Source organism: Streptomyces sp. NPDC047081 (assembly GCF_040643775.1).
GTDB lineage: Bacteria > Actinomycetota > Actinomycetes > Streptomycetales > Streptomycetaceae > Streptomyces.
Map to the genome: position 1 here is coordinate 88,889 of NZ_JBEYUY010000003.1, position 24,488 is coordinate 113,376.

The following is a 24,488-nucleotide window of genomic DNA, read 5'->3' on the forward strand; positions in this document are numbered from 1 at the left end:
GGATCATAGCCCTGTTCACGTGCAGATGCATGAGCAGATGCACGTGCACGCGGGGTGTTCCCGTGGTTACAGCTTTGACGGCCCCTTTACCGGAGTCGCTCCAGCGTGTGCCCCAAAGACCGCAGGACATGCGAACGCCAGCCGCCGTCCATGATCCTCCGCGCCATCAGCTGCGCCGGGTCGTCGGGATCGAATCCCTCGTGCACTAGGAAGAGACGCGTTCCGCGCCCTTCATGTTCCAACGTCCACGTGATGGTCCAGTCCGCGGGGTTGGCCGGATCGGCGTCGGCCCACCGGACGGACAGCATCCGCTCGATGTCGTAGGCCAGGACCTGCACGTCCACGACACCGGAGAACTTGGTGTTCGGCCGGGGTACGGAGGTCAGCCGATAACGGTGCCCGACCTCCAGACGGAAGTCCTCGGCTCCCTGCATCTGCCACTGCACGAGCAGCTCGGGCTCGGTGAGGGCGCGCCAGACCTTGGCGGGCGGGTGCGGGAAGAACTGGTCGACGCGGATGACGGTGAGGTCCTCGGCGGGTTCGCCGCCCGGTGCGGCGGTCGGTTCGGTGCTCATGTCGCGTCATCGTCCGGCATACGGTCGAGCAGCTCGCCGAGGCCCTTCAGGCGCTCGCGCCAGAACCGCTCGTACGGATGGAGCCAGTCCTGCACCTCGGCGAGCGGGGCCGCCTCAAGGCGGTAGATGCGCTGCCGGCCGGAGCGTTGCTCGGAGACCAGGCCGGCGTCCCGGAGCACCTTGAGGTGCTCGGACAGGCTGGGCCGGCGCATGTCGAAGTGGTCGGCCAGGGCCTGCACGGGCTGCGGGCCGCCGTCGCGCAGCAGCCGCAGCACCTCGCGGCGGGTGGCGTTGGCGAGCGCGGCGAAGACGCGGTCCGCGTCGGCCTCGACGGCCCCGGGTGCGGTCATGCCGGCCTTCCTACTGGTATGCCTCCGTCAGCAGCATCAGACCGTTGCCGTCGGGGTCCGCGAAGGAGGCCATCCGGCCCCACGGGTACTCGCCGGGCCCCTCCACCGCGACGTCCGCCTCCGCGAGCCGCGCGCAGTCCGCGTCGACATCGGTCGTGACCAACATGATCCCCCGCGCGGATCCGGCGACGAAACCGCCCATCCCCGGACCGGAGAGCGTGAACACGGTCTGGGCCCCCTTGGGCGCCACCTGGAGCCAGCGGCCCTGCGGCAGATCGAGGTCGGCGGTGACCTCGAAGCCGAGGAGATCGCGGTAGAAGCGCAGGGCTCGGTCCTGGTCGGAGACGGGGAGGGTGACGAAGGAGGCGTGGGTGATGTTCATGGAGACGACGATAGGTAGGAGATTCCCTACATGTCAATCGTAGGCAATCCCCTACCCATGCCGCTTCACCTGCTGGAGTACGGCAGCAGCGCCATCTCCCGCGCGTTCTTGATCGCACGGGCCAGCTGACGCTGCTGCTGGGCGGAGACGCGGGTGACGCGGCGGCTGCGGATCTTGCCGCGATCGGAGATGAACTTCCGCAGCAGGTCGGTGTCCTTGTAGTCGATGTAGGTCACCCCGGCCGCATCCAGGGGGTTGGGCCGGTTCTTGGCGGGCTTGCGGTCGAGCTTTCTGGCCATGGGGTTCAGACCTCCAGGAGGGTGTCGAAGGCGGGCGGCAGCCGCTTCCAGGCGTCCCGCCCGGCGGCGTACTCGGTGTCGGTCAACAGGCAGGACTCCAGCAGCCGTTCGAGTCCGTCGCGGTCGAGGCCGGGCGAGGTGAAGACGAGGTGCTGGCAGCGGTCGCCGTGCTCGGGGTGCCAGTCCAGCGCGGCGGCGGCCCGGCGCACGGGCGGCACCATGTCCCAGGCCGCGTCCGGGAGAGACGCGAGCCACGGCCCGACGCCCTCCACGCACAGCGCCCCGCCGGCCGCGTCCCAGTGCAGCAGCGTGTCCGGCCGGTCGGCGAGCCAGAACCGGCCCCGGCTGCGGGCGGCCGCACAGGTCAGATCCTCCAGCGCCTCGTACAGCCGCTCCGGGTGGAAGGGCCGCTCCCGATGCCATACGAGGGTGCAGACGCCGTGCGCGTCGGCCTCGGCGGGGAGCAGGGCGCAGGCCGGGTGCTGGGCGGCGGCGGCCGCCTCGACGTCGAAGCCGGCGAGGGCGGCCCGGGCCAGCGGGGTGGGCGGGAAGACCGACGGGGAGGTGTTGCGGAGATCCCGTGGACGGGCCGGTGCAATTGCGGATGCAGGTGCGGATGTTCCGGTCCCGCGGACGGGCACTTGGCGGGCGGTCGGATGCAGCTGGGCGAGCAGCTCGCGGTCCTCGTCGTCCGCCTCCGGTGAGTCGGTGACGGCGAGGACGGGGGCGTACTCCAGTTGGCGGGCGAAGGTGTCGGCGACCGTGCGCTGGTCGGTGGCGGCCGCGGCGAGACCGCGGTCGGCGAGGTCGTCGCCGTTGCCCAGGTAGGGCAGGACCAGGGCCGGGTCGACGGCCGTGATCACGCCGGTGACGGTCAGGCCGCCGGCCGCCACCACCTCCGCCATCGCCTTGGGCTCGACGGAGTCCCACAGTTCGACGATCGCGAGCCGGGTGGTGCCGTCGGCGGCGAGGCGGCGCAGCTCGGGGACGAGGTCCTCGCGCAGGGCGCAGCACGCGCAGTCGTTGACGAGGGGCGTCTCGCCGGCCGAGCGGATGCCGGTCGCGTCGCGGATCGTGCGGACGACCGTGCCCGCCGCGGCGGTTGCCAGGTCGTGGTGGAGTACGACGCTGCCGGGCACCTCGGTCAGCAACTGGGCGACCGTCGCCCGACGGGCGTCGGCGTGCAGCCCGCCGACGATCACCACCGCGAGACTCACGCTCCGCCCCGCTTTCCGAACCGGCGCTCGAAGCGCTCGACGCGGCCGGCCGTGTCCAGGACGCGGGCGGTGCCGGTGTAAAAGGGGTGGCTGACGTTCGAGATCTCGACGTCGACGACCGGGTAGGTGTTGCCGTCCTCCCACTCGATCGTCTTCTGGCTCGTCATCGTCGAGCGGGTGAGGAAGGCGTGGTTCGCGGCGCGGTCGCGGAAGACGACGGGGCCGTAGGCCGGGTGGATTCCCTTGCGCATGGCGGTGGTTCAGCGCTCCTCTCGGAAGTCGACGTGGCGGCCGGCGACCGGATCGTACTTGCGCAGGGTCATGCGGTCCGGGTCGTTGCGGCGGTTCTTGCGGGTCACGTAGGTGTAGCCGGTGCCGGCCGTCGACCGGAGCTTGATGACCGGGCGGAGTTCGTTGCGTGCCATGCTGGTACCTTACTGAAAATGAATTCCATTAGCGACAGGGCTACGGGAATCACACCAGGAGAGGTACGTCACTCAATGTCCGCGCACTGCATGCTGACCGGGGCACGGCCTGGCTTCGGCAACCGCGTCTCCCACTCCCACCGGCGGACTTCGCGCCGCTTCGACCCGAACATCCAGAGCAAGCGGTACTGGCTGCCGAGCGAGGGCCGTCATGTGCGGCTGCGGCTGAGCGCGCGGGGGATCAGGACCGTCGACGCGATCGGCGTCGAGGCGGCCGTGGCGCGGATCCGGGCGCGGGGGGTGCGGGTCTGATGGCGAAGAAGAGCAAGATCGCGAAGAACGAGAAGCGGCGGGAGACCGTCGCGCGGTACGCGGAGCGGCGGGCCGAGCTGAAGGAGATCATCCGGCACCCGAGGTCGACGGAGGCGGAACGCGACGCGGCCAGGCGGGAGTTGGAGCGCCAGCCACGGGACGCGAGCGCGACGCGGGTACGGAACCGGGATCAGGTGGATGGGCGGCCGCGGGGGTACTTCCGGGCGTTCGGGTTGTCACGGGTGGGGCTGCGGGGGCAGGCGCATGCGGGGTATTTGCCGGGGGTGCGGAAGGCGTCTTGGTGAGGGGGTGAGGGGGTGAGGGGGCGGCTGGGGTGAGGGGGCGGCTGCGGCGAGTGCCAGGCGGCGGGGGTGGGCTCGGGCGGCAGCCGTAGTGGGCGAGCTCGGGCGGCGGTCCCGGTCTGCGGTGCTTCCCGGTCGTCGGGGACTCGGCAGTTGCGCGGTGCCAGGAGGGTGCGAGTCCTGCCGGTAAGCCTCACAGGTGCTTCCCATGGGTGGGACGGGTGGGGCTGGTAGCTTGCTGCGGTCGTCGGGCTTTGGGGTCCGGCGTTTCGGCACGGACCGCTACAGCTTGGGAGCTTCCTGTGACTTCGGCGACCTTCACGCGTCCCGCCCGCACGGTGTCGCGCCGGCAGCTGCGGATCGCGGCCGCCGCCGCGGGGCTGACCGGCGCGCTCGTGCTGACCGGGTGCAGCGGCGGCGGCGACTCCGACGACGACTCCTCGGCCAGCACCAGTGCCAGCGCATCCGCCACCTCGACCGCCGACACCGGCGGCGGCAGCGGCGAGGCGACGGCCGCCTCCGACGGGCTGCAGGGCAACTGGCTCGCCACCACCGGCGGCAAGGCCGTCGCCCTGGTGATCACCGGCAAGGAGGCCGGCCTCTTCTCCACCGGCGGCTCCGTGTGCAGCGGCACCGCGGGCAAGGAGGCCGGCATGGAGATGATCCATCTGAAGTGCACGGACGGCAGCAAGGACCGGGCGAGCGGCATGGTCGACTCCGTCAACTCCAAGACCATGGCGGTCACTTGGTCGGGGAGTCTCGGCAAGGAGACGTTCACCAAGTCGGAGGGCGGCAAGCTACCGACGGGCCTGCCCACAGCCAGCCTCGGGCAGTAACCCCGTTTCGCCGGTCCACGGCTCCGTGCGTGATGATCCATGGACTCGATCCATGGACTCACGCCCCGAAGCACCCAAGGAACCACATGCGCGCCACCCACGTCACCGTCGCCGCCCTCGCCGCGGCCCTCCTCCTGACCGCCTGCGACGACAACGGCGGTGACGACAGCGCCACGAAGAAGACCGGCGACGCGTGCGTACTGGACTCGCTCGGCGTCGACGTCGCCGCGAGCGCGGCCCCGTCCGCCGGGGACACCGGCAACGTGACCGTCACCCTCACCAACCGCGACACCAAGTGCACGCTCAAGGGCTTCCCCGGCGTCGACCTCTACGCCGGCAACGTCTCCACGACCGTCCCGACCGACAAGGCCGCGACGCCCGCGAAGCTGACGCTCGCCAAGGACGCGACGGCCTCCTTCACGATCACGTACACCCGCGGCGAGGCGGGCGGGAAGGAGAGCCTCCCGGTGAAGACCGTGAAGTTCACCCTGCCCGGCGCCACCGCCGACCACAGCTTCACCTGGTCCTACGGCGAGGTCGCGATCAAGGGCGCCGGGAACGCGCCGAACGCCTCGGTCACCCCGCTCACCCAGGCCGGCGACTGACGCTCCGCCTCACGGCAGCCGTGGCCGGGCACCCACCCGGGCCCGGTCCGCGGCCTCGGCGCCCTCCGTCCAGCCCGCCTCGTCGCTCACCCCGCGCAGCCGGGTCGTGGTCGTGCTCGGGAACAGCCGGTCCGTCTGTGCTGTGACCGCGACCTCGCGGGAGGCGAGTACGGGAAGCAGGTCGTCGGTCACCTGCGTCTCGGCGGCGGCCGCGAGCCGGGTGCCTATTCGGTGGGCGTACGCCGCGAGGAACGACTGCCGGAAGGTCTTGGTACGGCCCCTGCCCCCGGCCCTCTGCGCCGCCTCCGCCTTCGTCATCGCGCGCGTGGCCTGCACCAGCAGCGAGGTGTAGAGCAGCTCGACGGCCTCCAGGTCGGCCTCGAAGCCGACGACCGTGGAGAAGCACAGCGGTTCGTTCCACACCGCCCGGCAGTGGTTGGCGGTGGCGACCGCGTCCAGCAGCACCGCCTTGGCCTGCTCGTACGGCGGCTCGACACCGATCCGGCAAGCTCCCGGGGCGTCCTTCGCGGGCGCCCGGGCCGCGAGCAACGCCTCGTCGATGCTGTGCCGGGCCGACAGCTCCTGCGCCTTGGCCGTGAGTGCCTCCGCCTCCTCCGGGAAGCCGGTCGCCTCGGCCTTGGCGAGCAGCGCGCGGATACGGGTGAGCATGCGGGACTCGGCCGGGCCGGCGGGGTGCCGGGCGGGCTCGTCGAGCGGTTCCAGCGTGGGCAGGCGGAGCAGCAGGCGGTACAGCTCCAGGACGGTGGTGGCGTGCGAGAAGCGGTCGGTGCGGGGCGGCCTGCCGGCCGCGGCGGCTTCGGCGGCCTCGGCCGCGAGCTCGTCCAGCTGCGCGGTCCAACGGGGTCCGCGCGGGCGGTCGTCCGGCTGCTGAGCGCGGATCAGCGCGGACACCAGCCGCGCATGTACGTCGTCCAGCTCGCGGCGCACGATCCGGACCACGTCGGCGGGCTGCCAGCCCCGCCCCCAGGCCGACGCCACGAACTCCCGCCCCCGCCGGTCGAGTTCGCCGTCCGCGCCGGGATCGGCGGCCAGCATCGAAGCGCCGGCGTCCAATGCGGCATCGGACTCGGCGTACAGCGCGACCTCGAAGGCCCGCTCGACGGTGCTGGGCGTACTGCTGCTCACACGTCGATCGTGCCACGGGGCACTGACAACGGGAGCGGCCGGTGATTCGGGAGGGGTGAATCAGGCGTGGCGGGGTGGATGTCAGGAGTGCCGGGGCGGATCAGGTGCGCTGGGCCGACGGAGACCGGATCAGGCGCGCTGGGCCGGCAGGGACCGGATCAGCGTCAGGGTCCGGTCGAGCGCCTCCGACGCCGGGCACGGGACGTCCGGGAGGACCCCCGTGCCCTCCCAGTTCGTGCCGGAGACCGGGTTGATCGCCCGGGCCACCGGGATGGTGGCCTCCAGGTTGGGGTGTACGGTCCAGCCCTCGCGCGGGTGGGCGCCGCCCCGGGTCGGCTCGCCCACCACTGTCGCGCGGCCCAGCTGCTGGAGGTCGTAGGCCAGTTCCTCGGCGGCGGAGAAGGTGCGCGAGCCGGTCAGGACGTAGAGCGGCTTGGCGCCGCCGAAGCGGGAGCCGGGCACGTGCGGCTGCGTCCAGTACTGGTCGTATCGGTCGCCCACGCGCGCGTACAGGGTGTTCAGGTGGGTGCGCTCGTCCAGGAGGTAGCTGCAGACATGGGCGACGGCGTCCGGATCGCCGCCTCTGGTGGATCTGAGGTCCAGGACCAGGACGTCGGCGCGGGCGACCAGGGTGAGCGCCGCGGTGAGGGGCTCGGCCGACCAGGCCAGCGGGAAGAGGACGGGGGCGAGTTCGAGGAGCGCGGTGCCGCCGTCGAGCAGCTGCACGCGCGGGACACCGCCAAGGGAGGCCTCGAACTCGCGGCGCATGGCGGCCTCGGCGGCCTCGCCCCTGCCCTGCGGTACGCGCTCCGGGTGGTACATGAGGCGCAGGTGCGGATCGCCGTTGACCGACTGCAGATCCGCGCTGACCAGACCGCCGAGTTCCTCGGCGCCCGCGACGTCGTACGCCCCCTCGGCGAGCCGCTGGCGGAGCAGGGCCGCCAGTTGTTCGGCAACGTCCGGGAAGATGTAGTGCTCGGTGAGCAGCCGGGCCGTCTCGTCCACGATCGCCGGAACGTCCGTGACAGGGGCGGGAGTTGAGGCGGAGGTCTCGGGAAGGCCCGTTCCGGACGGCGTTGTGGTCGTGGTCATGGCAGGCGAGTCAACCACTTCCCCCCAATCCCTACACAGCATTTCCCGGGACTCGTCTCACTCCACGAAATTCGCTCGCTCCGCTCCCCCGCGGCTTCGAGCATGGCCCCATGGTGGACTTGTCTTCGTACGCGGCCTTCCTCGTGGCCGCCTTCGCGCTCTGTGTCACCCCCGGCCCCGACATGATGTTCATCGTGGCGATGGGTGGCCGCGGCGGACCACGGACCGGGGTGCTGGCGGCGGCCGGGGTGGCCTGCGCGATGTTCGTGCACACGGTGGCCGCCGCGCTCGGCCTGTCGGCGCTGTTCCTGTCGCTGCCGACGCTGTACCACGCGCTGCGCTGGGCGGGCGCGGCCTATCTGCTCTACCTCGCGGTGAAGGCCTTCCGGGACCGCGGGGAACCTGCCGAGGAGGGCGGGCCGGCCGAGCCCGGGCGGCGGCGGGCCTTCTGGCAGGGGGCCGTGACCAATCTGCTCAACCCCAAGGTGATCCTCTTCAACGTGGCCTTCCTGCCGCAGTTCGTGGACCCCGGGCTCGGTCATGTGCGCGAGCAGTTCCTGGTCTTCGGGCTGACCATCACCGTCATGGGGTTCGTCGTGGACGGCTCCATCGGCCTGCTGTCCGGCAAGCTCTCCGCCCTGCTGCGCCGCAGCCGGCGGGTGGCGCGCGGGCTGAACATCTTCACCGGGACGGTCTTCACGGGCCTGGCGATCCGACTGTCAACTCAAGGTTGACACCCCTTCGCTGTCAACCTACGGTTGACATATGTCGACGAACCCGAACCCCACCACGTCATCCGTGCGTCTCGACGACCTCATCGCGGCCATCAAGAAGGTCCACTCCGAACCCCTCGACCAGCTCCAGGACGCGGTGATCGCCGCGGACCACCTCGGCGAGGTGGCCGACCACCTGATCGGCCACTTCGTCGACCAGGCCCGCCGCTCGGGCGCGTCCTGGACGGACATCGGCCAGAGCATGGGCGTCACCCGGCAGGCCGCGCAGAAGCGGTTCGTGCCCAAGGAGTCGACCGACCTGGACCCGAACCAGGGCTTCGGCCGCTACACCCTGCGCGCCCGCAACGTGGTCATGACCTCGCACAACGAGGCCAAGTCCGCACCCCACACCGAGGTGGTCCCCGCCCACCTGGTCCTCGGCCTGCTCGCCGAACCGGACGGCCTGGCCGCCAAGGCGATCGTCGCCCGGGGCGTCACTCTCGACGCGGTGCGGGAGGCGGCGCGGGCCGCGCTGCCGCCTGTCGCGGAGGAAGGCCCGGAGCTCGTGCCGTACTCCTCGGACGCGAAGAAGGTCCTGGAGCTCACCTTCCGTGAGGCCCTGCGCCTGGGCCACAACTACATCGGCACCGAGCACATCCTGCTGGCCCTGCTGGAGTTCGAGCACGGCGGCGGGGTCCTGTCCGGCCTCGGCGTCGGGAAGGAAGCGGTGGAGACGGAGCTGGCCAGGCTGCTGGAGGGGTATCTGCAGGCCCCGCCCGCCTCGATCTGAGGCCGTTGTCAGACCCCCCTGCCACACTCGCAACCATGACCGACCGCTGGGCACTCGCTCCGGCCGAGGACGGTGGCGTGGAGCTCGCCCCCCTCGGCCCGGACGGGCTGCTCGCAGGGCCGGTCAGGCGGGAGGGGGACCTGGCCGAGGCCGTACGGGGGCGGCCCGAGGTCGGCCGGTGGGTCTGGCGGTCCACACCCGAGGTCTACCCGCGCCTGCTCGCCGCGGGGGTGCGAGTGGAGCGGTGTTACGACATCGAGGACGCCGAGACCCTCCTCCTGGGCCACGAGGGGCGGTACGGCGAACCACGCTCGGCCGCCGCCGCCCTGGCCCGGCTGCGCGGCGGCCCCGTACCACCCGACCCGCCCCAGCGCTCGGCCGAACCAGGCCTGCAGTCCTCCCTCTTCGAACCCCGCACCATCCCCGTGCCGCTCCCCGACCTCGTCGAGGTGTACGCCGAGCAGCAGCGCCGGCACGACACCACCGCCCACCCCGACCGCATGCGACTGCTGACCGCGGCCGAGTCGGCGGGGATGCTGGTCGCGGCCGAGATGAACCGCGCCGGGCTGCCGTGGAGCGCCGAGGTGCACCGCCGGGTGCTGCACGAGATGCTCGGCGAGCGGTACGCGGGCGGCGGCGAGCCCCGCCGCCTGGCCGAGCTGGCCGACGAGGTGTCGGCGGCCTTCGGACGCAGAGTCCGCCCCGATCTCCCCGCCGACGTCGTGAAGGCCTTCGCGCAGGCCGGGATCAAGATCCGCTCCACCCGGCGCTGGGAGATCGAGTCCATCGACCATCCGGCCGTGAAACCGCTGATCGAGTACAAGAAGCTCTACCGGATCTGGGTGGCCCACGGCTGGTCCTGGCTGCAGGACTGGGTGCGCGAGGGGCGCTTCCGGCCCGAGTTCATGGCGGGCGGGACCGTCACCGGCCGCTGGGTCACCAACGGCGGGGGCGCCCTGCAGATCCCCAAGGTGATCCGGCGGGCCGTCGTCGCCGACCCCGGCTGGCGGCTGGTCGTCGCCGACGCCGACCAGATGGAGCCGCGCGTCCTGGCGGCCATCTCCCGTGATCCCGGACTGATGGAGGTGGCCGGGCGCGAGAGCGACCTCTACCAGTCCGTCTCCGACCGGGCCTTCTCCGGCGACCGCGACCAGGCCAAGATCGCCGTGCTCGGCGCGGTCTACGGCCAGACCTCCGGCGACGGCCTCAAGAACCTCGCCGCGCTCAGACGCCGCTTCCCCAGGGCGGTGGCGTACGTCGACGACGCGGCGCGCGCGGGCGAGGAGGGGCGGCTCGTACGGACCTGGCTCGGGCGTACCTGCCCACCGGCGGCCGGGACGGGCGACGACGCGGAGGAGGCGGGCATCCCGCAGGACGAACCGGCCGAACAGCCCGCCGAGCAGGGCTGGATGCCCGGCTACGCCTCCACCAACGCCCGGGCGCGCGGCCGCTTCGCCCGCAACTTCGTGGTCCAGGGCAGCGCGGCCGACTGGGCCCTGCTGCTGCTCGCCGCCCTCCGCCAGGCGTGCGCGGACATGGCCGCCGAGCTGGTCTTCTTCCAGCACGACGAGGTGATCGTGCACTGTCCCGAGGAGGAGGCGGAGACGGTCGTGACGGCGATCCGGGAAGCGGCGGAGCTGGCGGGGCGACTGACGTTCGGTCAGACTCCGGTACGGTTCCCGTTCACGACGGCCGTGGTGGAGTGCTATGCCGACGCGAAGTGAAGCACCGACGCCCGCCGGTCACCGTACGGCCGACTCGGCGAGCAGCTCGCGCAGCTCGGCCACCACCGCCTTCTCGTCCGTGCCGTCCAGGGCGTCGAGGGCCGTGCGCCACTGCGCGTACGCCTCCTCGATACGGCCCCGTTCGCGCAGCAGGAGTCCTTGCTGGTGGCGGGCGAGACCGCCGGTGTAGCGGTCGGCGCGGGCGTCGGCCCGGCGCAGCAGCTCGGCGCATTCGCGGGCGGAGTCGTCGGTACGGCCCAGCAGGCGCAGGGCGCGGACCAGGCCGAGGCGGGTCTGGGACTCGCCGTGCCAGTCGCCGCGGCGGCCGAGGACGCGCAGGCTCTCCTCGAAGTGCGGGAGGGCGGCGGCCGGTTCGCCGAGGGTGAGGTGGGCGTAGCCGATGTTGCAGTGCGCGGAGTGCTGCACGATCACCGCGCCGAGCTCGGTGCCGATGGCGAGCGACCGGCGGTGCTGCTCGATGGCGGCGCGCGGGTCGGTGTGCTCGTAGAGGTTGCCGAGGTGGCTGTGGGTCACGGCCTCGCCGTGCGGGTCGTTCAGCCGCCGTGAGTACTCCAGGCTCCGGCGCAGGGCGAGGCCCGACTCCTCGTAACGGCCGAGGCCTTCGAGCAGCAGGCCGCGGTTGTTGAGGCAGCGGCGCATCCAGGAGAGGCGGCCGAGCCGGGACCAGATGGCCAGGGCCTCGTCGTTGAGGGCGAGGGCCTCGCTCTGGCGGCCGGTCAGGAAGTGCAGACCGGCGAGGTCGCCCAGCGCGTACGCCTCGGCGGCCTCGTCACCGAGCCGCCGGGCCACACGGAGGGCGGCTCCGCCGAGCGCCTCCATCTCGGCGACGCGGCCACTGCGACGGACGTACGGGAAGAGGAGACGGATCAGTACGGAGACGCGGGCGGCGCGGCCCGCGTCGGGGTCGTCGGCGTACCGCGCCACCAGCGTCACGACGTTCTCCAGCTCCATGTCGCCCCAGGCGAAGGCCTGTTCGGCGCTCTCGAAGGAGGGGAGCGTGTCGACTTCCGCCCGGTGGTCCGGGGGCTGGGCGGCGGTGGGCCGGCGGCGGTCGTCCTGGTCGAGGCCGGGTTCGACGATGGCGGTGAGGACGCGGTCGGCTGCGGCGGCGTACCAGCGGAGGGCGGTGTCGGTGGGGGTGGGGAGGGTGGCCGGGGTGGCGTTTGGGTCGGTGGCTGTCGCCGACATATCGGCACCGGCGTCCGTGTCGGCCTCGGTTTCCGCGTCGGCGAGTTCGCGGGCGAAGTCGCGGACCAGGTCGTGGGGGGCGTAGCGGCCGTAGGCCGTTTCCTCCAGGAGGGCCACGTCCACGAGGCGGTCGAGGGCGGCTTCGGCGCGGTGCGGGTCGGTGCCGGTGAGGCGGGCGAGGAGGGGGGCGCCGTATGCGGGGAGGTCGAGGGCGCCGACGCCGCGCAGGAGGAGGGCGGCGTCGCGGTCGGCCGGGCGGTCCGAGGCGGCGAGGGCGTCGTGGGCGACGGCGAGGGAGCGGCGGACGCTGAGGTCGTCGTACTCCAGATGGTGCAGCCGGCCTTCGGTGGCGGTCAGTTGGCGGGCCAGGACGTCCGGGCTGAGGGCGTTCCGGGCGGCCAGGCGGGCGGCGACGATGCGGAGGGCGAGGGGCAGGCGGCCGGTGAGTTCGACGAGGGGGTGGGCCGCGTCGAGGCCGTCGCCGTGCCGGCCGGAGAGGGAGCGGAGCAGGGTGGCGCTCTCCTCGGCGGACAGGGGCGTGAGCGGGAAGCGGCGGGCGCCGTCCAGGGCGGTGAGCGGGGAACGGCTGGTGACGATGACGGCGCAGCCGGGGCCGGCCGGGAGGAGCGGGCGCACCTGGGCGGCTGTGGCCGCGTCGTCCAGGAGCAGCAGGGTACGGGTGGGGGCGAGGAGGGAGCGGAGCAACGCGCTTGCGGCGTCCGGGTGTTCGGGGATGTCGCGGGGGTCGGTGCCGAGGTCGCGGAGGAGGGCGGTGAGGGCCTGGGTGGTGGTGAGGGGGGTCATGCCGGGGGTGGCGCCGTGCAGGTTCACGTAGAGCTGGCCGTCGGTGAAACGTTCCCGCAGTTGGTGGGCAGCGTGCAGGGCGAGGGCGGTCTTGCCTACGCCGGCCATGCCGCTGATGAGGGTGACGGCGTGGGTGCGGCGGGTGAGGAGGGTGCGCTGGAGGGCGTGGAGTTCGGGGGTGCGGGCGGTGAAGTGGATGGGGGGAGGGGGGAGTTGGGCGGGTGCGGGTGGGTTGGGGGCCGGATTTGGTTTCCCACCCGCATCACCCGTGCGGCTTTCGTCGTCGGGTGCGGGTGGCCCCTGTGGGGCGGAGGCGCCGTCGGCGGGTGCGGGGCGGTCATGTGGAGCGGAGGCGCCGTCGGCGCGTGCGGGGCGGTCATGTGGAGCGGAGGCGCCGTCGGCGGGTGCGGGGCGTGTCTCCGTGTCGGGTACCCGGCGGAGTATCTCCACGTGGGCATCCCGTACCGCCTGGCCCGGTTCGATGCCCAGTTCGTCCAGGAGGCGGGTGCGTAGGTCGCGGTGGACGGCCAGGGCCTCCGGCTGGCGGTCGGTGCGGTGCAGGGCCAGCATCAGCTGGCGGTGGAAGGACTCGCGCAGGGGGTGTGCGGCGGTGAGGGCCGAGAGTTCCGGTACGAGGGTGTCCAGGCGGGTGCCGCCGAGGGCGAGTTCGGCGTCGTAACGCCACTCCAGCAGGAGCAGTCGCGCCTCCTCGAAGCGCTGGACGTAGGCGTAGCCGGCGGCGTCGGTCGGCAGGCCGCTCAGCGGGGTGCCGCGCCACAGCGCGAGCGCGGCGGCGCATTCGCGTACGACCCGCTCCCAGTTGCGGGCGCCGTGCGCGCCGCGGGCCGCCGCGATGTGGCGTTCGAAGACGTGGACGTCCAACTCGCCCGGTTCCACGCGCAGTACGTAGCCGGGCGGCACCGCGCGCAGTCGTTCGGGGTCGTCGAGGAGCCTGCGCAGCCGGGCCACGTGGTTGTGCAGCGAGGCCTGCGCGGAGGCGGGCGGCGCGCCGCCCCACAGCACGTCCTTGAGGGCCTCGACGGAGACTACCCGCCCGGCTTCGAGGAGCAGCGCGGCGAGGAGGGCGCGGACTTTCGGGCTGCCGATGCTGCGGACGCCGGCTTCCTCGCCGGTACGGCCGGCCGACTCGTCGGCGCTGAACTCACCGGCGTGGCCTTGGACGTCGTAACTCTGGACGTCGCGCACCTGGACGTCGTATCCCTGGACGTCGTAAAGAACGGGCGGTCCCAGTAGTCCGAACCGCAGCGCGTGCCGCCTCACGCCGTCGACTGCCTTTCCGCGCGCCGCACCGACCACGGACCGCGCTCCATGACCGAACCCACCGTTTCCTGGCGGAATTCCGCCCTCCGTACGGCGGTTTCCCGCCAGCCCTGTTCTGCCCGGCCAGCGCCGGAATCCGTTACGGTTCGAGCCGCCGAGCAGGTGCCGTGGGGCCGCTTCCGGCCAGTCGGGCGGTCGCCCTCCGGTGGACCGTTGGCCACATGTTAGCGATCCGTTGGCGCGACCTGATGTGATCACATCACGGACCGGCCCGGGGGTGCGCGCGTACGACGCGTTGCTCGGGGGAGTGACGCCGCCGAGGCCGGATCCGGGGACGCGAGAGGGTCCCGGTCGGCGGAGGTGAACGGCCGGGACCCTCGTCCCTCAAGCGATCCCTGACAACTCGTCCGCGTCAGATGACGGGTCGTCCGCGTCAGATGACGGGTCGCCCGTGTCAGATGACGGGCGGGCGTCCCAGCCGCGTGAGCCGCCACACCGTCCGCCAGCGCATGGGTCGCCGTTCGCCGGCGGGTTCCCGCAGGCCCTCCACGAAGCCGCCGAACCAGGCCCGCAGCCCCTCCCGCGAACGGGTCCGCAGCAGCGTGAGCAGCGTCCAGATGCCCAGGTGGACGGGGATGAGCGGCAGCGGCAGGCGGCGGCGCACGAGCCACACCCTGTTCCGGGCGTTCACGCGGTAGTAGATGGCGTGGCGGGCGGGGGATGTCTTCGGGTGCTGGAGGAGGAGCTCGGGGGCGTAGAGGATCTTCCAGCCGGCGTCGGCGGCCCGCCAGGCAAGGTCGATCTCCTCGTGGGCGAAGAAGAACGCGGCCGGCCAGTCGCCGATCTCGTCGAGCATGGTCATTCGGAAGGCGTGGCCGCCGCCGAGGAACCCGGTGACGTAGCCGCCGCGCAGGGGATCGGAGGCGCCGATGCGCGGCACGTGCCGCTGCTGGGTCTCGCCGTGCTCGTCGGCGATACGGAAGCCGACGACGCCGAGGCGGGGGTCGGCCGCGAACAACTCCCCCACGCGGTGCAGTACATCGGCGTCCACGAGGAGGCCGTCGTCGTCCAGTTCGACGACGATGTCGATGTCGCCGAAGTCGCGCAGCCGGGCGAGGGCCTGGTTGCGGCCGCCGGGGCAGCCGAGGTTCTCGTCGACTTCGAGGAGGGTGACCTCGCCGGGGAGGGCGAGGCGGGCGGCGAAGTCGGGGAGCGGGCAGCCGTTGCCGACGACGACGATCCTGGCGGGGGCGAGGTCCTGCTTGGCGACGGACTCCAGCAGGGCGTCGACCTCGGCGGGCCGGTTCCCCATGGTGACCACGGCGACGGCGATCCTCGGCGCGTTCCACTCCTCCATGAGCTCACCCCGTCCGGCCGCCGAAAACTCCGGGCGCGATGCTAGCCGTTCACGGTAAGGACTTCTTAAGTACGCCGTGTCGTATGCCAAGTCTTGGGCTGACCGGCTTGGGCTGATCGTCTTGGTCCGGCCGTCTTGAGCTGACCGTCTTGGGCCGACCGGCTTGAGCTGACCGTCTTGGGCCGCCCGGCTTGAGCTGACCGGTTCGGTCACGCGCCGCCGCGCCGGTTCTCCTTGCGCCGTACGAACTTCAGCCCCGACCAGTCCTCCCCCAGCGCGGCGACCTTCACGTCGACGACGCCGAGGGGGAGGAAGAGGTCACGCAGGTCGTTCTCGGCGATGTCGCTGACGTGCCCGGCGGCCTTTCGCGGCCAGGCGATCCAGAGAATGGCGTCGTCGGCGAGGTCGGCGACGAGGGCGGGGGCTTCGGCGGCCAGGTCGGCGTGCGCGCGGTAGAAGGCGACGGTGACGTCCGCGTCGCGGGGGCCGCCGGGGGTGAGGGCGACGCCGTCGGGGAGGCCGGGGATGTCGAAGACGTCCGGGGCGTGCCGGAGCGCGACCCGGTGGCCGGGCTTGATGCCGATCTTCTTGGCGAGGGGGGTACCGGAGTATCCGGAACCGGCCGAACTGGAGCCGCCCATGAATGTGCCTCCCGGAATGGGTTTGGTGATCACCATTCCACGGCCTTGAGGTCGGCGCGGAAACCCCCTTACAGCTTGCGATTGACCGGCTAGCCTCTTGGGGTAGTCAATAGCGTTGGTGATGAGAACGGCCAAGAGCCCCGCCCTCCCGTCGGTTGCCGCCGACGGACCGCGAGAACGAGGCTCTTGCTTCGGTGGTGTGGGCCCTGGCTGATCGCTCAGTCGGGGCCCACGCACTTCAGGACCGCGGGATCCACTGATAGATCAGCGCGATCGTGACGATCACGTCGCAGGTCGCAGAGACCCGCTCTGAGGAAATCAGTGGTCGTACGTGATCCTGCCACCGGTCCGTCAGCCAATTGATCAGCATCAAGACCGGCTCCCTTCCGGCCCGTGGGCCATACGTGCGGGGGTGCGCCCCGCGCGCAGAGGCAACGAATCGCGCCCCCAGCTGAAAGACGCGATTCCCTTACCCCGAAGGGGTGTTGCGAGTGTAGGGCACGTATTCCGCTCCCACTACCCCCGACAGTACAACTCCGCGCCACCTTGCGGCAGTTGCTTGGGAAGTGTTTATGAGTTGCTGCCAAGCGGAGATAACAATAGTGAAGTTGGTTGCCAACTTGAGTGACATGGCGGGTCATTGAAACGGTGGATGGATCAGCTATGCGCAGGTCACAGCACTATCGCCCGACCGGATGGCAGACCGCGCATCCGCCCAGCACCACCAGTTGGCTCCGCCGGTTGTCGCGAAATTACGCCGCCTCGTCAGAGTGAGTCACCCGGGAATTGTTTATGACCTGCTTCCAAGTGGGGACAACATAATTGGAGTTGGTAACCAACTCACAAGAGTTGTCGGAAGTGTTTTCTCCGAGGGGACAGCACCAATCACGCCACGCCGAATCAGCCGCCCCACCCGACACTCACGACACCGAGCCCGCAGCCAAGTGGCGAGTCGCTCCAGGAATGTCGGGGGCCTACGCGTCGGCATCAGGCGCGAGTTGACCCCGGCACGGGCGTGAGAAGTTGGCTTGATTTCTCCGGGATCGGACAAGGGGCCGACGGCCGACCCAGGCGAGGTCCACGGGGCTCACCGGATCCGGCAGCACTCCTGCGCCACCGCGACGAAGGCCAGTTTCGCGCGCTTGAGTTCGTCCGGCTTCTCGTGGCGTCGCAGGCAGTCGACCACACGCTGTGCCGCGGCGGCAGCGTCCGGCGGACCTTCCAGGAGCACGGCGCCCAAGGCACGTTGCAGCAGGACGTCGTCGTCGGCCTGACCCCGGCCGTTCCGCTCGGTGAGGATCCTGGCCTCCGCGGCTCCCAGGAACTCCGCGGCTCTGTCCACCCATCTGGGCGCCCGATGTCAGTGCCCTGACGTACGCTGGCTTTCCGCACGGCCCGGACCACCGGTAGCACCGGAGGCACCAGCCGAAGCTCACCTACTTCCCCGTCCGGGAGCGCGGCAGTACCGCGCTCACCAGCGGAAATCTCCTTCTCGGTTGCGCATCCGCAAGGTTGCGCACCCAACGCGTCCCGGAGTCTCCCGCATGGCCACCGAGCCCGAACTCACTCCAGTCGTCGACTTCCTGTGCGAGCACAGCCCCAGCAAGAGCCGCGTCATGGCCTTGATCGGTCCCTACCACGGCGCTCGTTCCCTCACCGCAGTATTGACCTGCAAGGACAAGCACCACGCCTACCAATCGGTCCAGCTGCTGCGCCGCGCACTGGCCTCCCGCGACACTGCCGTCGTCATGGAAGACCTGAACGCTCTGGCCACCGCGCTGCCCGACGCCCCCGCCAGCTCCTTGCGGGCGGCGACGGCCCACGCAGCCTCAGGAACATGGCCCGCCCCCGCAGGCACGACGTTCTGCCCACCTGACGAAGACCTCGGAGAGGACGAGGACACGCAAGTCGACGAGGCCCCCACCGCACCAGGGTCAGAAACACCTGACGGCGCGCGTCTGAAGGATCTGCCGGGCAAGGTCGTACGCATTGCTCATCTGCGCGAGTTCCACATCACCGACGAGGACGCGCTCATACGTGCGGCGATCGACGAAGGCTGGGAGCCGCTGCCCGCGTCCGAGTTGGACGCGGACGATCCTCGCGATCTGGTCGGCGCCGTGATGACCCTGACCGAGAGCGGCAGTTGGATCACCGGTGCCGACACCCTGGAAGACCAGAGCGAGGCAGAACTGCTGCGCGCCGGGCACGGTGACGAGCTCACGGACTGGAGCCCCGTCCCGGTAACAGTCCACTTCCACCACGGGTGGCGGCTGCGCCGTGCGGCCCCCGACGCGCCGGCCGACGAGGAGCAGCCCGACCTGGTCGCGCTCTTCCCGGTCAAGGAGTGTTCCTGCGGCGACGAGGACTGCGAGAACTGCGGCTGGCAACTCACCCCGCGCACCGCCGACCTACTCCTGACCGCGTTGAGCGTTCTGGCCGACCAGGCCTACGACGACGCCGACGAACTACGGGACCAGCCCGTGACCAAGCAACAGCCCGGCGACTGGGAGCTGTTCACTCGCCTGCCCTCCCTCACCTGGTCCGCCGACCGGAACTGGCGCCGCCGAATGGCACGAGCCTTCGACGACCTGACCGACGACCTGGAACACGGCCGATGGCCCCAACCCTCGTGCACTGCCGAGGAGATGGCCCTGCACCTGGCGATCGAGGACGCGCCCGGCTACCTGGACGACATCGACACGCGCGACACCGCACACGGCACCCTGCCCGAACACCGGGACGACTACGACTGGGACGCCTGCTCCGACCTGTTCTTCCAGGACCACGACGTCCTCATGCTCTTCGACGCACGCCTCGACGGCATCGAGGACCCGGACGGCGACGTGAACCAGCGCCTCGGCATGGGAGACCTGCGCACCGCAGCCTGGTTCGAGCCATTCGGATACCCGGACGCCCGGGACCCGGGGCGCGGCTTCCGACGCTGACCGCAGCTCTCGTGGCCGCTGCGTCGCCGCTCTTCGGCGGAGCAGCGGCCACCGCACTTCTGCGGCGCGATCGGCCCCTCGGCGGTATGAGAGGAGCATCCTCAACCAGGCGCTCAGAAGACCACGGGCCCGGTGGGCCGCCGGCTCACGGCGTCGGGGCCACCCCGCCCGTCCTGGCCGGGGGCCTGGGCTGCCCTACCCGTTGCCGCCGAACGGAAGCCTTGGACGACAGCCTTCTTCGGCCAGCCAGGCGCGGGCCCGTCCGAGGCGTAGTTCATCGCTGAGCCGGTGAAACCGGCGCCAGGCGCACTCGTCAAGGGCGAGGACATCCTTGAAACGCCGAAAGGCACCTCGGCCGCGGATGGCGGTCCGCAGCCGATCGGCGAGGGCGGCGTCGCCGAGCTATTCGAGCCCGATCTCCTCATACGGGTCCGCTGGCCGGTGCGGCCGACCGCTCCCCCGCGCTGCGGATCGAGAGTCACTCTCCGTGGTAGAGGCGGGGCAGGTCGATCAGTTGAATCGTAGGGTCGTTCTTTGCGAGGTGATTCAGCTCATCGGTGAAGCCGGTGCCGCTGAAGCAGTAGAGCCTCGTTGCCTCGGTAGCTGTGCCGCTCCTGGTCAGGAGGGAACGGATGTGCCGGAGGCGTTCCAGGTGGCCGGTTCCCATCACGTCACTCCACTTCGCTTCGCCGATGGCGAGCAGCACCTGGCGGCCTTCGTGGGACTCACCGTGGACGGCGACGTCGACTTCATGGCTGGTCCTGGCCGCGGGGTCGTTGACGGTACCGCTGGCGACCTGTGTGACATGCCCTCCGTGAGTGTCGGGCGCAGCGTGCCAGCGGGCCCATTCCCTGCAGACCTGCTCGAAGCGCGGGCCGACCACTTTGCTGCGGAAGGTGGACTGGGCGCGCTGCCATACTTCAGTCGCCCGCCCGGGGCGTTCCAGATCGCCCCAGGACGGGCGCATGACCGCGTGGTAGAAGGTGACGAGCGGCTCGGCGATGCGGTAGGCGGAGCGGTTGCGGCGAAAGGCATCCGCCTCGTGGGTGATCATGCCGACGTCCTGGAGGACGCTCAATGGGTGGGCGAGGTCGGTGGACTTGCGCCCCAGATAGTCGGCGATGCCACCACGAGCCGCATTGCCGGAGGCGATGGCTGCCAGTACCGAGTGGTACAGCGCGGTGTCGTGGAGTTCGGGCTCTTCGGCGAGAAGGTAGCGGGCCTCTCGGAAGAGCGGACGCGCCGGGTTGAGGACGGCGCGGATGACCCAGTCGTCGAAGTCGTCCGGCCCGGCCGGGGTGTCCCCCTGGGTGAACTCACGGCGGTAGGCGGGCGTACCCCCGACGATGGCGTTGGTCAGGAGCGCGGTACGCGGGTCGTCGATCTGCCAGAACTCGGCCGCGAGCCGGAAGTCCAGGGTTGGGACCACGAGTTCGAGGCCGGCTCGGCCACGCAGCGGAGCATTGCCGGACAGCAACCGGCCCATGAACGACAGCGCGGAGCCGCACAGCAGCAGACGCACGGGAGTGTTGGTGTGCTGGGCAGCAGGGTCCAGAGCGCGCTGGATGATCGAAGGCAAGGAGGGAGATGCCTTGGCGAGGAAGGGGAACTCGTCGATGACCGCCACGGTGGGGCCGCCAGCGTCGGCGATGCGCATGAGTTCCGCGACCGCCTCGTCCCAGTGCGCGAAACGGAACGGAGTGGGCTGCCCGCGATAACGGGCCAGTGCCTCACCGAACTGACGCAGGGCGTCGGCCTCGGTGGTCTCGGTGGCGGTGAACATGAAGCCGCCACTGGCACGAGCGACGGCGTCGAGCAGAAAGGTCTTGCCCTGTCGGCGACGACCGGAGACCACGCCCAGCGTGGCGCGCGGGCCCGGCAGGGTGGCGAACCGGGTCAGCTCGGACCATTCGAAGACACGGTCGAACATCTCGGCGGGCTTGTCCACAGCACCCAGCTCCCACAGATAGATACAGTTATTATAGCTGCACTTATCCATAATAGGGGGCCGACGGAACCAACCGCGCCCACGCCTGTGCAGGTCAACTGCCAGGTTCCACCCCGGACGACACGGCATGAATGACAGAAAACCCCAGGTCAGTTACCTGACCTGGGGTTCAAAAAGAGCCGCCTTCGGGATTCGAACCCGAGACCTACGCATTACGAGTGCGTTGCTCTGGCCATCTGAGCTAAGGCGGCGCGCTGTCCGCACTATGGTGCGATCAGCAACGTCGGTAAGTCTACACAGTTTCCGAGGGTGCTCCGAACACACCCCGGAGGCGGCCGCTCCGGGGCGCGGCAGGCCCCTATGAGCAGCGCTTTCCCTTCGCCGGCGGGGTCCCGCGGAGCAGATACGTGTCGATCGTCGCGTCGATGCAGTCGCTGCCCCGCCCGTACGCCGTGTGGCCGTCGCCCTCGTACGTCAGCAGCCTCGCCGAGGAGAGCTGGCGGGAGAGGGACTGGGCCCAGCGGTACGGCGTCGCCGGGTCGCGGGTCGTGCCGACCACCACGATCGGGGCCGCGCCCTTCGCCGCGATCCGGTGCGGCTCGCCCGTCGGCCTCACCGGCCAGTACGCGCAGTTCAGCGACGCCCACGCCAGGCCGTCGCCGAAGACCGGGGACGCCTTCTCGAAGGAGGGGAGCGCCTTCTCCACCTGGTCGACGGAGGAGAAAGCCGCCGGGAGGTCCAGGCAGTTCACCGCCGCGTTGGCGAACATCAGGTTCGAGTAGCGGCCGTCGGCGTCCCGCTCGTAGTAGCTGTCGGACAGGACCAGCAGGCCCGCGCCGTCGTTCTCCTTCATCGCCGACGTCAGCGCCTCGCGCAGCTGTGCCCACGAGCCCTCGTCGTACATCGCCGCGATCACGCCGGTGGTGGCGAGGGCCTCGCCGAGCTTGCGGCCGTCGGCGTCGCCCGTGGGGATGGGGTGCGCGTCCAGCTTCTTGAAGAAGGCGCTGAGGTTCCTGCCGACCTGGGCCGGCTTCGTGCCCTTGCGGCCGAGCGGGCAGTCCGGCTGCCGTACGCAGTCCTTCGCGAAGGACTGGAAGGCGGTTTCGAAGCCGGCCGTCTGGTCCAGGTTCAGGCGGCGCGCGGGCAGCGACGGGTCCATCGCGCCGTCCAGCACGAGCCGGCCCACCCGCTCCGGGAACAGTCCGGCGTACGTCGCCCCCAGGAACGTCCCGTACGACGCCCCCACGTACGTCAGCTTCCTGTCCCCCAGCGCCGCCCGCAGGATGTCCATGTCCCGGGCCGCCTCGACGGTGGACACATGCCGCAGCAGACCCGCCGAGCGCGCCCCGCAGCCCTCCGCGAACTCCTTGTAGGCGTCGACGAGTTCGTCGGTCTCCTTCTTGTCGTCGGGTGTCGTGTCCGTCTGCGTGAACGCGTCCATCTGCCGCCCGCTGAGGCACTCGACCGGCTCGCTCCGGGCGACCCCGCGCGGGTCGACCGCCACCATGTCGTACCGTGCGCGGACCTCCGCCGGGTAGCCGATACCCGCGTACTGCTGCAGATAGCCGATCGCCGAGCCGCCCGGCCCGCCCGGGTTCACCAGCAGCGACCCGAGCGGCTTGCCCTTGCCGGTGGCCTTCTTGCGCGCGACGGCCAGCCGTACGTCCCCGGCGCCCGGCTTGGCGTAGTCGAGCGGCGCCTTCATCGTGGCGCACTCGAAGCCGGGGACACCGCAGGTGCGCCAGCTCAGCTTCTGCCCGTAGTACGGCGCCAGCACGGACGGCGTCGACTGCGGCAGCGCGGCCAGCGCCGCCTCGGCCGCGCTACTGGCGTCGCTCGCCGAACCCGAGGAGGAGCAGGCCGAGACGAGCAGGGCTGCGGTGGCGAGGAGAGTGGCGGCGGTCCGGGACCGGCCGGGAGGGAAGCTGCGCCTGGTGTGCATCAGGCGAGCGTAACTCTGCGCAGTGGATCGAATGCCGTACGTGCATGTCGTTGCCCGTACGAGTTACATGGTCAACCTCCGTTGATCGTCGAGGGAGTCGGCGGTGGATCGTCGAGGCAGTTGGCGGTGGATCGTCTAGGGAATCGCCGGTGCGGGGAGTCAGCCCGCTCTGAAGACTCGGGAGAATCAACCCGCTCTGAGCGCCATCGTCATCGCCTCCACCGCGAGCAGCGGGGCCACGTTGCGGTCGAGGGCCTCGCGGCAGGCGCCGATGGCCTCGATGCGGCGGAGGGTGGACTCGGGGGAGCTGCCGCGCGCGAGGCGTTCCAGGGTGTCCTCGGCGTCCGCGTTGGCGAGGGCGATGCGGGAGCCGAGTTGGAGGGCGAGTACGTCTCGGTAGAAGCCGGTGAGGTCGGTCAGGGCGAGGTCGAGGCTGTCGCGCTGGGTGCGCGTGCGGCGGCGCTTCTGCTTGTCCTCCAGGTCCTTCATCACGCCCGCCGTGCCGCGCGGCATCCGGCCGCCCTGGGCCGCGCCGAGCGCCGCCTTCAGCTCCTCGGTCTCCTTGCCGTCCATCTCCTCGGCGAGCTGCTTGGCGTCCTCGGCGGCGGCGTCGACGAGCTCCTGGGCGGCCTTCAGCGCGCCGCCGATCTCCTCGACCCGCAGCGGCAGCTTCAGCACGGCAGCACGGCGCTCGCGAGCGGCCGGGTCGGTGGCGAGTCGGCGCGCGCGGTCGACGTGCCCCTGCGTGGCGCGGGCCGCCGCGGCGGCCACGGGCGGCTCGATGCCTTCACGCCGTACGAGCATGTCGGCGACGGCGTCCACCGAGGGCGTCAGCAGGTTGAGGTGCCGGCAGCGGGAGCGGATCGTGGGCAGGACGTCCTCGATGGACGGCGCGCACAGCAGCCAGACCGTACGGGGCGCGGGCTCCTCCACCGCCTTCAGGACGGCGTTGGCCGACTTCTCGTTCAGTCGCTCGGCGTCCTCGACGAGGATGATCTGCCAACGGCCGTTCGCCGGTGACGTGAAGGACTTCCGTACAGTGTCCCGCATGTCGTCGGCGAGGATCTGCGTGCCGACGGCGGCGACGGTGGTGACGTCGGCGTGCGTGCCGACGAGGGCCGTGTGACATCCGTCGCAGAAGCCGCAGCCAGGGGATCCGCCGAGCGCGCGGTCCGGCGACACGCACTGCAGGGCGGCGGCGAAGGCCCGCGCCGCCTGGGTCCGCCCGGAACCGGGGGGCCCGGTGAACAGCCAGGCGTGCGTCATCTTCGAGGCCTCGGGCGGAGGCGCGTCGGCGGCGGCCGCGGTAACGAGCGCGTCGGCGTCCCGAGCAGCCGCATCAAGCTGCCCGGCCACCTTCTCCTGCCCGACGAGATCGTCCCAGACGGTCATACGCCACCCCGCCCTTTCGTCATGGTTCGCGTTGCGGGATCCATTGTGGGGGCTGGCACTGACAACGGGTCGCGGGCGATCGCAAACGGCTCAGCCTGCGGGCAGCCGTGCCGCCCAAGCCCCACCCAGCCTGCCCCCAGCCGCTACACCAAACCCCACCCAGCCTGCGGGCAGTCGTGCCGCTGGGGCGGCACGGGTGGG

Annotated in this window: 24 protein-coding genes and 1 tRNA gene; 8 read left to right on the plus strand and 17 right to left on the minus strand. The window is 71.2% G+C overall.

Annotated elements, in window-relative coordinates:
- Positions 1-86 precede the first annotated feature (86 nt).
- The 7 genes from ABZ848_RS06135 to rpmG all read right to left on the minus strand — a co-directional run bounded on the left by ABZ848_RS06135 (position 87) and on the right by rpmG (position 3,248).
- A complete protein-coding gene (locus ABZ848_RS06135; protein WP_360826065.1) occupies positions 87-575 on the minus strand; it encodes an SRPBCC domain-containing protein in 489 nt (162 codons plus the stop codon).
- Entirely contained in the window at positions 572-925 is a 354-nt protein-coding gene (locus tag ABZ848_RS06140) for a metalloregulator ArsR/SmtB family transcription factor (protein WP_360826068.1), read from the minus strand. The genes ABZ848_RS06135 and ABZ848_RS06140 overlap by 4 nt, the downstream gene beginning before the upstream one ends.
- 10 nt (positions 926-935) lie before the next feature.
- Positions 936-1,307 carry a VOC family protein gene (locus tag ABZ848_RS06145; protein WP_360826071.1) on the minus strand — a complete coding sequence of 124 codons (372 nt, stop codon included), beginning with the start codon at positions 1,305-1,307 and terminating at the stop codon, positions 936-938.
- Between the two features lie 65 nt (positions 1,308-1,372).
- The gene (gene rpsR, locus ABZ848_RS06150) at positions 1,373-1,606 is read right to left on the minus strand and encodes a 30S ribosomal protein S18 (RefSeq protein ID WP_360826074.1); all 234 of its coding nucleotides are present in this window, start codon (positions 1,604-1,606) and stop codon (positions 1,373-1,375) included.
- A gap of 5 nt (positions 1,607-1,611) precedes the next feature.
- On the minus strand, positions 1,612-2,823 hold the full coding sequence (locus ABZ848_RS06155) for a GTP-binding protein (protein ID WP_360826077.1): 1,212 nt from the start codon (positions 2,821-2,823) through the stop codon (positions 1,612-1,614).
- A complete protein-coding gene (locus tag ABZ848_RS06160; protein ID WP_360826080.1) occupies positions 2,820-3,074 on the minus strand; it encodes a type B 50S ribosomal protein L31 in 255 nt (84 codons plus the stop codon). The genes ABZ848_RS06155 and ABZ848_RS06160 overlap by 4 nt, the downstream gene beginning before the upstream one ends.
- 9 nt (positions 3,075-3,083) lie before the next feature.
- Positions 3,084-3,248 carry a 50S ribosomal protein L33 gene (gene rpmG / locus ABZ848_RS06165; protein ID WP_030573688.1) on the minus strand — a complete coding sequence of 55 codons (165 nt, stop codon included), beginning with the start codon at positions 3,246-3,248 and terminating at the stop codon, positions 3,084-3,086.
- A 75-nt stretch (positions 3,249-3,323) separates the two neighbouring features.
- On the opposite strand from rpmG, the gene rpmB reads away from it, so the two are divergent.
- The 4 genes from rpmB to ABZ848_RS06185 all read left to right on the plus strand — a co-directional run bounded on the left by rpmB (position 3,324) and on the right by ABZ848_RS06185 (position 5,303).
- Positions 3,324-3,560, plus strand: a complete 237-nt coding sequence (rpmB, locus tag ABZ848_RS06170; protein ID WP_360826084.1) for a 50S ribosomal protein L28 — start codon at positions 3,324-3,326, stop codon at positions 3,558-3,560.
- A complete protein-coding gene (rpsN, locus tag ABZ848_RS06175; protein WP_360826087.1) occupies positions 3,560-3,865 on the plus strand; it encodes a 30S ribosomal protein S14 in 306 nt (101 codons plus the stop codon). The genes rpmB and rpsN overlap by 1 nt, the downstream gene beginning before the upstream one ends.
- A 299-nt stretch (positions 3,866-4,164) precedes the next feature.
- Entirely contained in the window at positions 4,165-4,698 is a 534-nt protein-coding gene (locus ABZ848_RS06180; RefSeq protein ID WP_360826090.1) for a hypothetical protein, read from the plus strand.
- 86 nt (positions 4,699-4,784) lie between these two features.
- Positions 4,785-5,303, plus strand: a complete 519-nt coding sequence (locus ABZ848_RS06185) for a DUF4232 domain-containing protein (protein WP_360826093.1) — start codon at positions 4,785-4,787, stop codon at positions 5,301-5,303.
- A gap of 9 nt (positions 5,304-5,312) precedes the next feature.
- Here the strand turns inward: ABZ848_RS06185 and ABZ848_RS06190 are convergent, their stop codons facing one another.
- A complete protein-coding gene (locus ABZ848_RS06190) occupies positions 5,313-6,449 on the minus strand; it encodes a DUF2786 domain-containing protein (protein ID WP_360826096.1) in 1,137 nt (378 codons plus the stop codon).
- 129 nt (positions 6,450-6,578) lie between these two features.
- Entirely contained in the window at positions 6,579-7,541 is a 963-nt protein-coding gene (locus tag ABZ848_RS06195; protein WP_360826099.1) for a S41 family peptidase, read from the minus strand.
- A 110-nt stretch (positions 7,542-7,651) separates the two neighbouring features.
- Between ABZ848_RS06195 and ABZ848_RS06200 the strand changes: the two genes are divergently transcribed.
- The 3 genes from ABZ848_RS06200 to ABZ848_RS06210 are packed head-to-tail and all read left to right on the plus strand — an operon-like array spanning position 7,652 to position 10,768.
- Positions 7,652-8,275, plus strand: a complete 624-nt coding sequence (locus ABZ848_RS06200; protein ID WP_360826102.1) for a LysE family translocator — start codon at positions 7,652-7,654, stop codon at positions 8,273-8,275.
- Between the two features lie 31 nt (positions 8,276-8,306).
- The gene (locus tag ABZ848_RS06205) at positions 8,307-9,044 is read left to right on the plus strand and encodes a Clp protease N-terminal domain-containing protein (RefSeq protein WP_360826105.1); all 738 of its coding nucleotides are present in this window, start codon (positions 8,307-8,309) and stop codon (positions 9,042-9,044) included.
- 35 nt (positions 9,045-9,079) lie between these two features.
- Entirely contained in the window at positions 9,080-10,768 is a 1,689-nt protein-coding gene (locus ABZ848_RS06210) for a bifunctional 3'-5' exonuclease/DNA polymerase (RefSeq protein ID WP_360826108.1), read from the plus strand.
- A gap of 18 nt (positions 10,769-10,786) precedes the next feature.
- Here the strand turns inward: ABZ848_RS06210 and ABZ848_RS06215 are convergent, their stop codons facing one another.
- The 4 genes from ABZ848_RS06215 to ABZ848_RS06230 all read right to left on the minus strand — a co-directional run bounded on the left by ABZ848_RS06215 (position 10,787) and on the right by ABZ848_RS06230 (position 17,402).
- Positions 10,787-14,062, minus strand: a complete 3,276-nt coding sequence (locus ABZ848_RS06215) for a BTAD domain-containing putative transcriptional regulator (RefSeq protein WP_360826111.1) — start codon at positions 14,060-14,062, stop codon at positions 10,787-10,789.
- 454 nt (positions 14,063-14,516) lie between these two features.
- On the minus strand, positions 14,517-15,419 hold the full coding sequence (locus ABZ848_RS06220; protein WP_360826114.1) for a glycosyltransferase: 903 nt from the start codon (positions 15,417-15,419) through the stop codon (positions 14,517-14,519).
- Between the two features lie 209 nt (positions 15,420-15,628).
- The gene (locus tag ABZ848_RS06225; protein ID WP_360826117.1) at positions 15,629-16,060 is read right to left on the minus strand and encodes a DUF3052 domain-containing protein; all 432 of its coding nucleotides are present in this window, start codon (positions 16,058-16,060) and stop codon (positions 15,629-15,631) included.
- 1,087 nt (positions 16,061-17,147) lie between these two features.
- The gene (locus tag ABZ848_RS06230) at positions 17,148-17,402 is read right to left on the minus strand and encodes a hypothetical protein (protein WP_360826120.1); all 255 of its coding nucleotides are present in this window, start codon (positions 17,400-17,402) and stop codon (positions 17,148-17,150) included.
- 202 nt (positions 17,403-17,604) lie between these two features.
- On the opposite strand from ABZ848_RS06230, the gene ABZ848_RS06235 reads away from it, so the two are divergent.
- Complete coding sequence (locus ABZ848_RS06235; protein WP_360826123.1) at positions 17,605-19,005, plus strand: hypothetical protein; 1,401 nt, start codon at positions 17,605-17,607, stop codon at positions 19,003-19,005.
- 478 nt (positions 19,006-19,483) lie between these two features.
- On the opposite strand, the gene ABZ848_RS06240 is transcribed toward ABZ848_RS06235, so the two are convergent.
- From ABZ848_RS06240 to ABZ848_RS06255, 4 genes are all read right to left on the minus strand, one after another.
- Complete coding sequence (locus ABZ848_RS06240) at positions 19,484-20,935, minus strand: ATP-binding protein (protein ID WP_360827143.1); 1,452 nt, start codon at positions 20,933-20,935, stop codon at positions 19,484-19,486.
- A gap of 195 nt (positions 20,936-21,130) precedes the next feature.
- A tRNA-Thr gene (locus ABZ848_RS06245) sits at positions 21,131-21,204 on the minus strand.
- A 107-nt stretch (positions 21,205-21,311) separates the two neighbouring features.
- On the minus strand, positions 21,312-22,895 hold the full coding sequence (locus tag ABZ848_RS06250; RefSeq protein ID WP_360826126.1) for an alpha/beta hydrolase: 1,584 nt from the start codon (positions 22,893-22,895) through the stop codon (positions 21,312-21,314).
- 186 nt (positions 22,896-23,081) lie between these two features.
- Positions 23,082-24,287 (minus strand): DNA polymerase III subunit delta', encoded by a 1,206-nt coding sequence (locus tag ABZ848_RS06255; protein ID WP_360826129.1) that lies wholly within the window; start codon positions 24,285-24,287, stop codon positions 23,082-23,084.
- Positions 24,288-24,488 lie beyond the last annotated feature (201 nt).

Excerpts from the sequence above, each read along its gene's own strand:
- ABZ848_RS06135 (WP_360826065.1), bottom strand. The coding sequence starts at position 575 with ATGAGCACCGAACCGACCGCCGCACCGGGCGGCGAACCCGCCGAGGAC.
- ABZ848_RS06140 (WP_360826068.1), bottom strand. The coding sequence starts at position 925 with ATGACCGCACCCGGGGCCGTCGAGGCCGACGCGGACCGCGTCTTCGCC.
- ABZ848_RS06145 (WP_360826071.1), bottom strand. The coding sequence starts at position 1,307 with ATGAACATCACCCACGCCTCCTTCGTCACCCTCCCCGTCTCCGACCAG.
- rpsR (WP_360826074.1), bottom strand. The coding sequence starts at position 1,606 with ATGGCCAGAAAGCTCGACCGCAAGCCCGCCAAGAACCGGCCCAACCCC.
- ABZ848_RS06160 (WP_360826080.1), bottom strand. The coding sequence starts at position 3,074 with ATGCGCAAGGGAATCCACCCGGCCTACGGCCCCGTCGTCTTCCGCGAC.
- rpmG (WP_030573688.1), bottom strand. The coding sequence starts at position 3,248 with ATGGCACGCAACGAACTCCGCCCGGTCATCAAGCTCCGGTCGACGGCC.
- rpmB (WP_360826084.1), top strand. The coding sequence starts at position 3,324 with ATGTCCGCGCACTGCATGCTGACCGGGGCACGGCCTGGCTTCGGCAAC.
- rpsN (WP_360826087.1), top strand. The coding sequence starts at position 3,560 with ATGGCGAAGAAGAGCAAGATCGCGAAGAACGAGAAGCGGCGGGAGACC.
- ABZ848_RS06185 (WP_360826093.1), top strand. The coding sequence starts at position 4,785 with ATGCGCGCCACCCACGTCACCGTCGCCGCCCTCGCCGCGGCCCTCCTC.
- ABZ848_RS06195 (WP_360826099.1), bottom strand. The coding sequence starts at position 7,541 with ATGACCACGACCACAACGCCGTCCGGAACGGGCCTTCCCGAGACCTCC.
- ABZ848_RS06200 (WP_360826102.1), top strand. The coding sequence starts at position 7,652 with ATGGTGGACTTGTCTTCGTACGCGGCCTTCCTCGTGGCCGCCTTCGCG.
- ABZ848_RS06205 (WP_360826105.1), top strand. The coding sequence starts at position 8,307 with ATGTCGACGAACCCGAACCCCACCACGTCATCCGTGCGTCTCGACGAC.
- ABZ848_RS06210 (WP_360826108.1), top strand. The coding sequence starts at position 9,080 with ATGACCGACCGCTGGGCACTCGCTCCGGCCGAGGACGGTGGCGTGGAG.
- ABZ848_RS06220 (WP_360826114.1), bottom strand. The coding sequence starts at position 15,419 with ATGGAGGAGTGGAACGCGCCGAGGATCGCCGTCGCCGTGGTCACCATG.
- ABZ848_RS06225 (WP_360826117.1), bottom strand. The coding sequence starts at position 16,060 with ATGGGCGGCTCCAGTTCGGCCGGTTCCGGATACTCCGGTACCCCCCTC.
- ABZ848_RS06235 (WP_360826123.1), top strand. The coding sequence starts at position 17,605 with ATGGCCACCGAGCCCGAACTCACTCCAGTCGTCGACTTCCTGTGCGAG.
- ABZ848_RS06240 (WP_360827143.1), bottom strand. The coding sequence starts at position 20,935 with ATGTTCGACCGTGTCTTCGAATGGTCCGAGCTGACCCGGTTCGCCACC.
- ABZ848_RS06250 (WP_360826126.1), bottom strand. The coding sequence starts at position 22,895 with ATGCACACCAGGCGCAGCTTCCCTCCCGGCCGGTCCCGGACCGCCGCC.
- ABZ848_RS06255 (WP_360826129.1), bottom strand. The coding sequence starts at position 24,287 with ATGACCGTCTGGGACGATCTCGTCGGGCAGGAGAAGGTGGCCGGGCAG.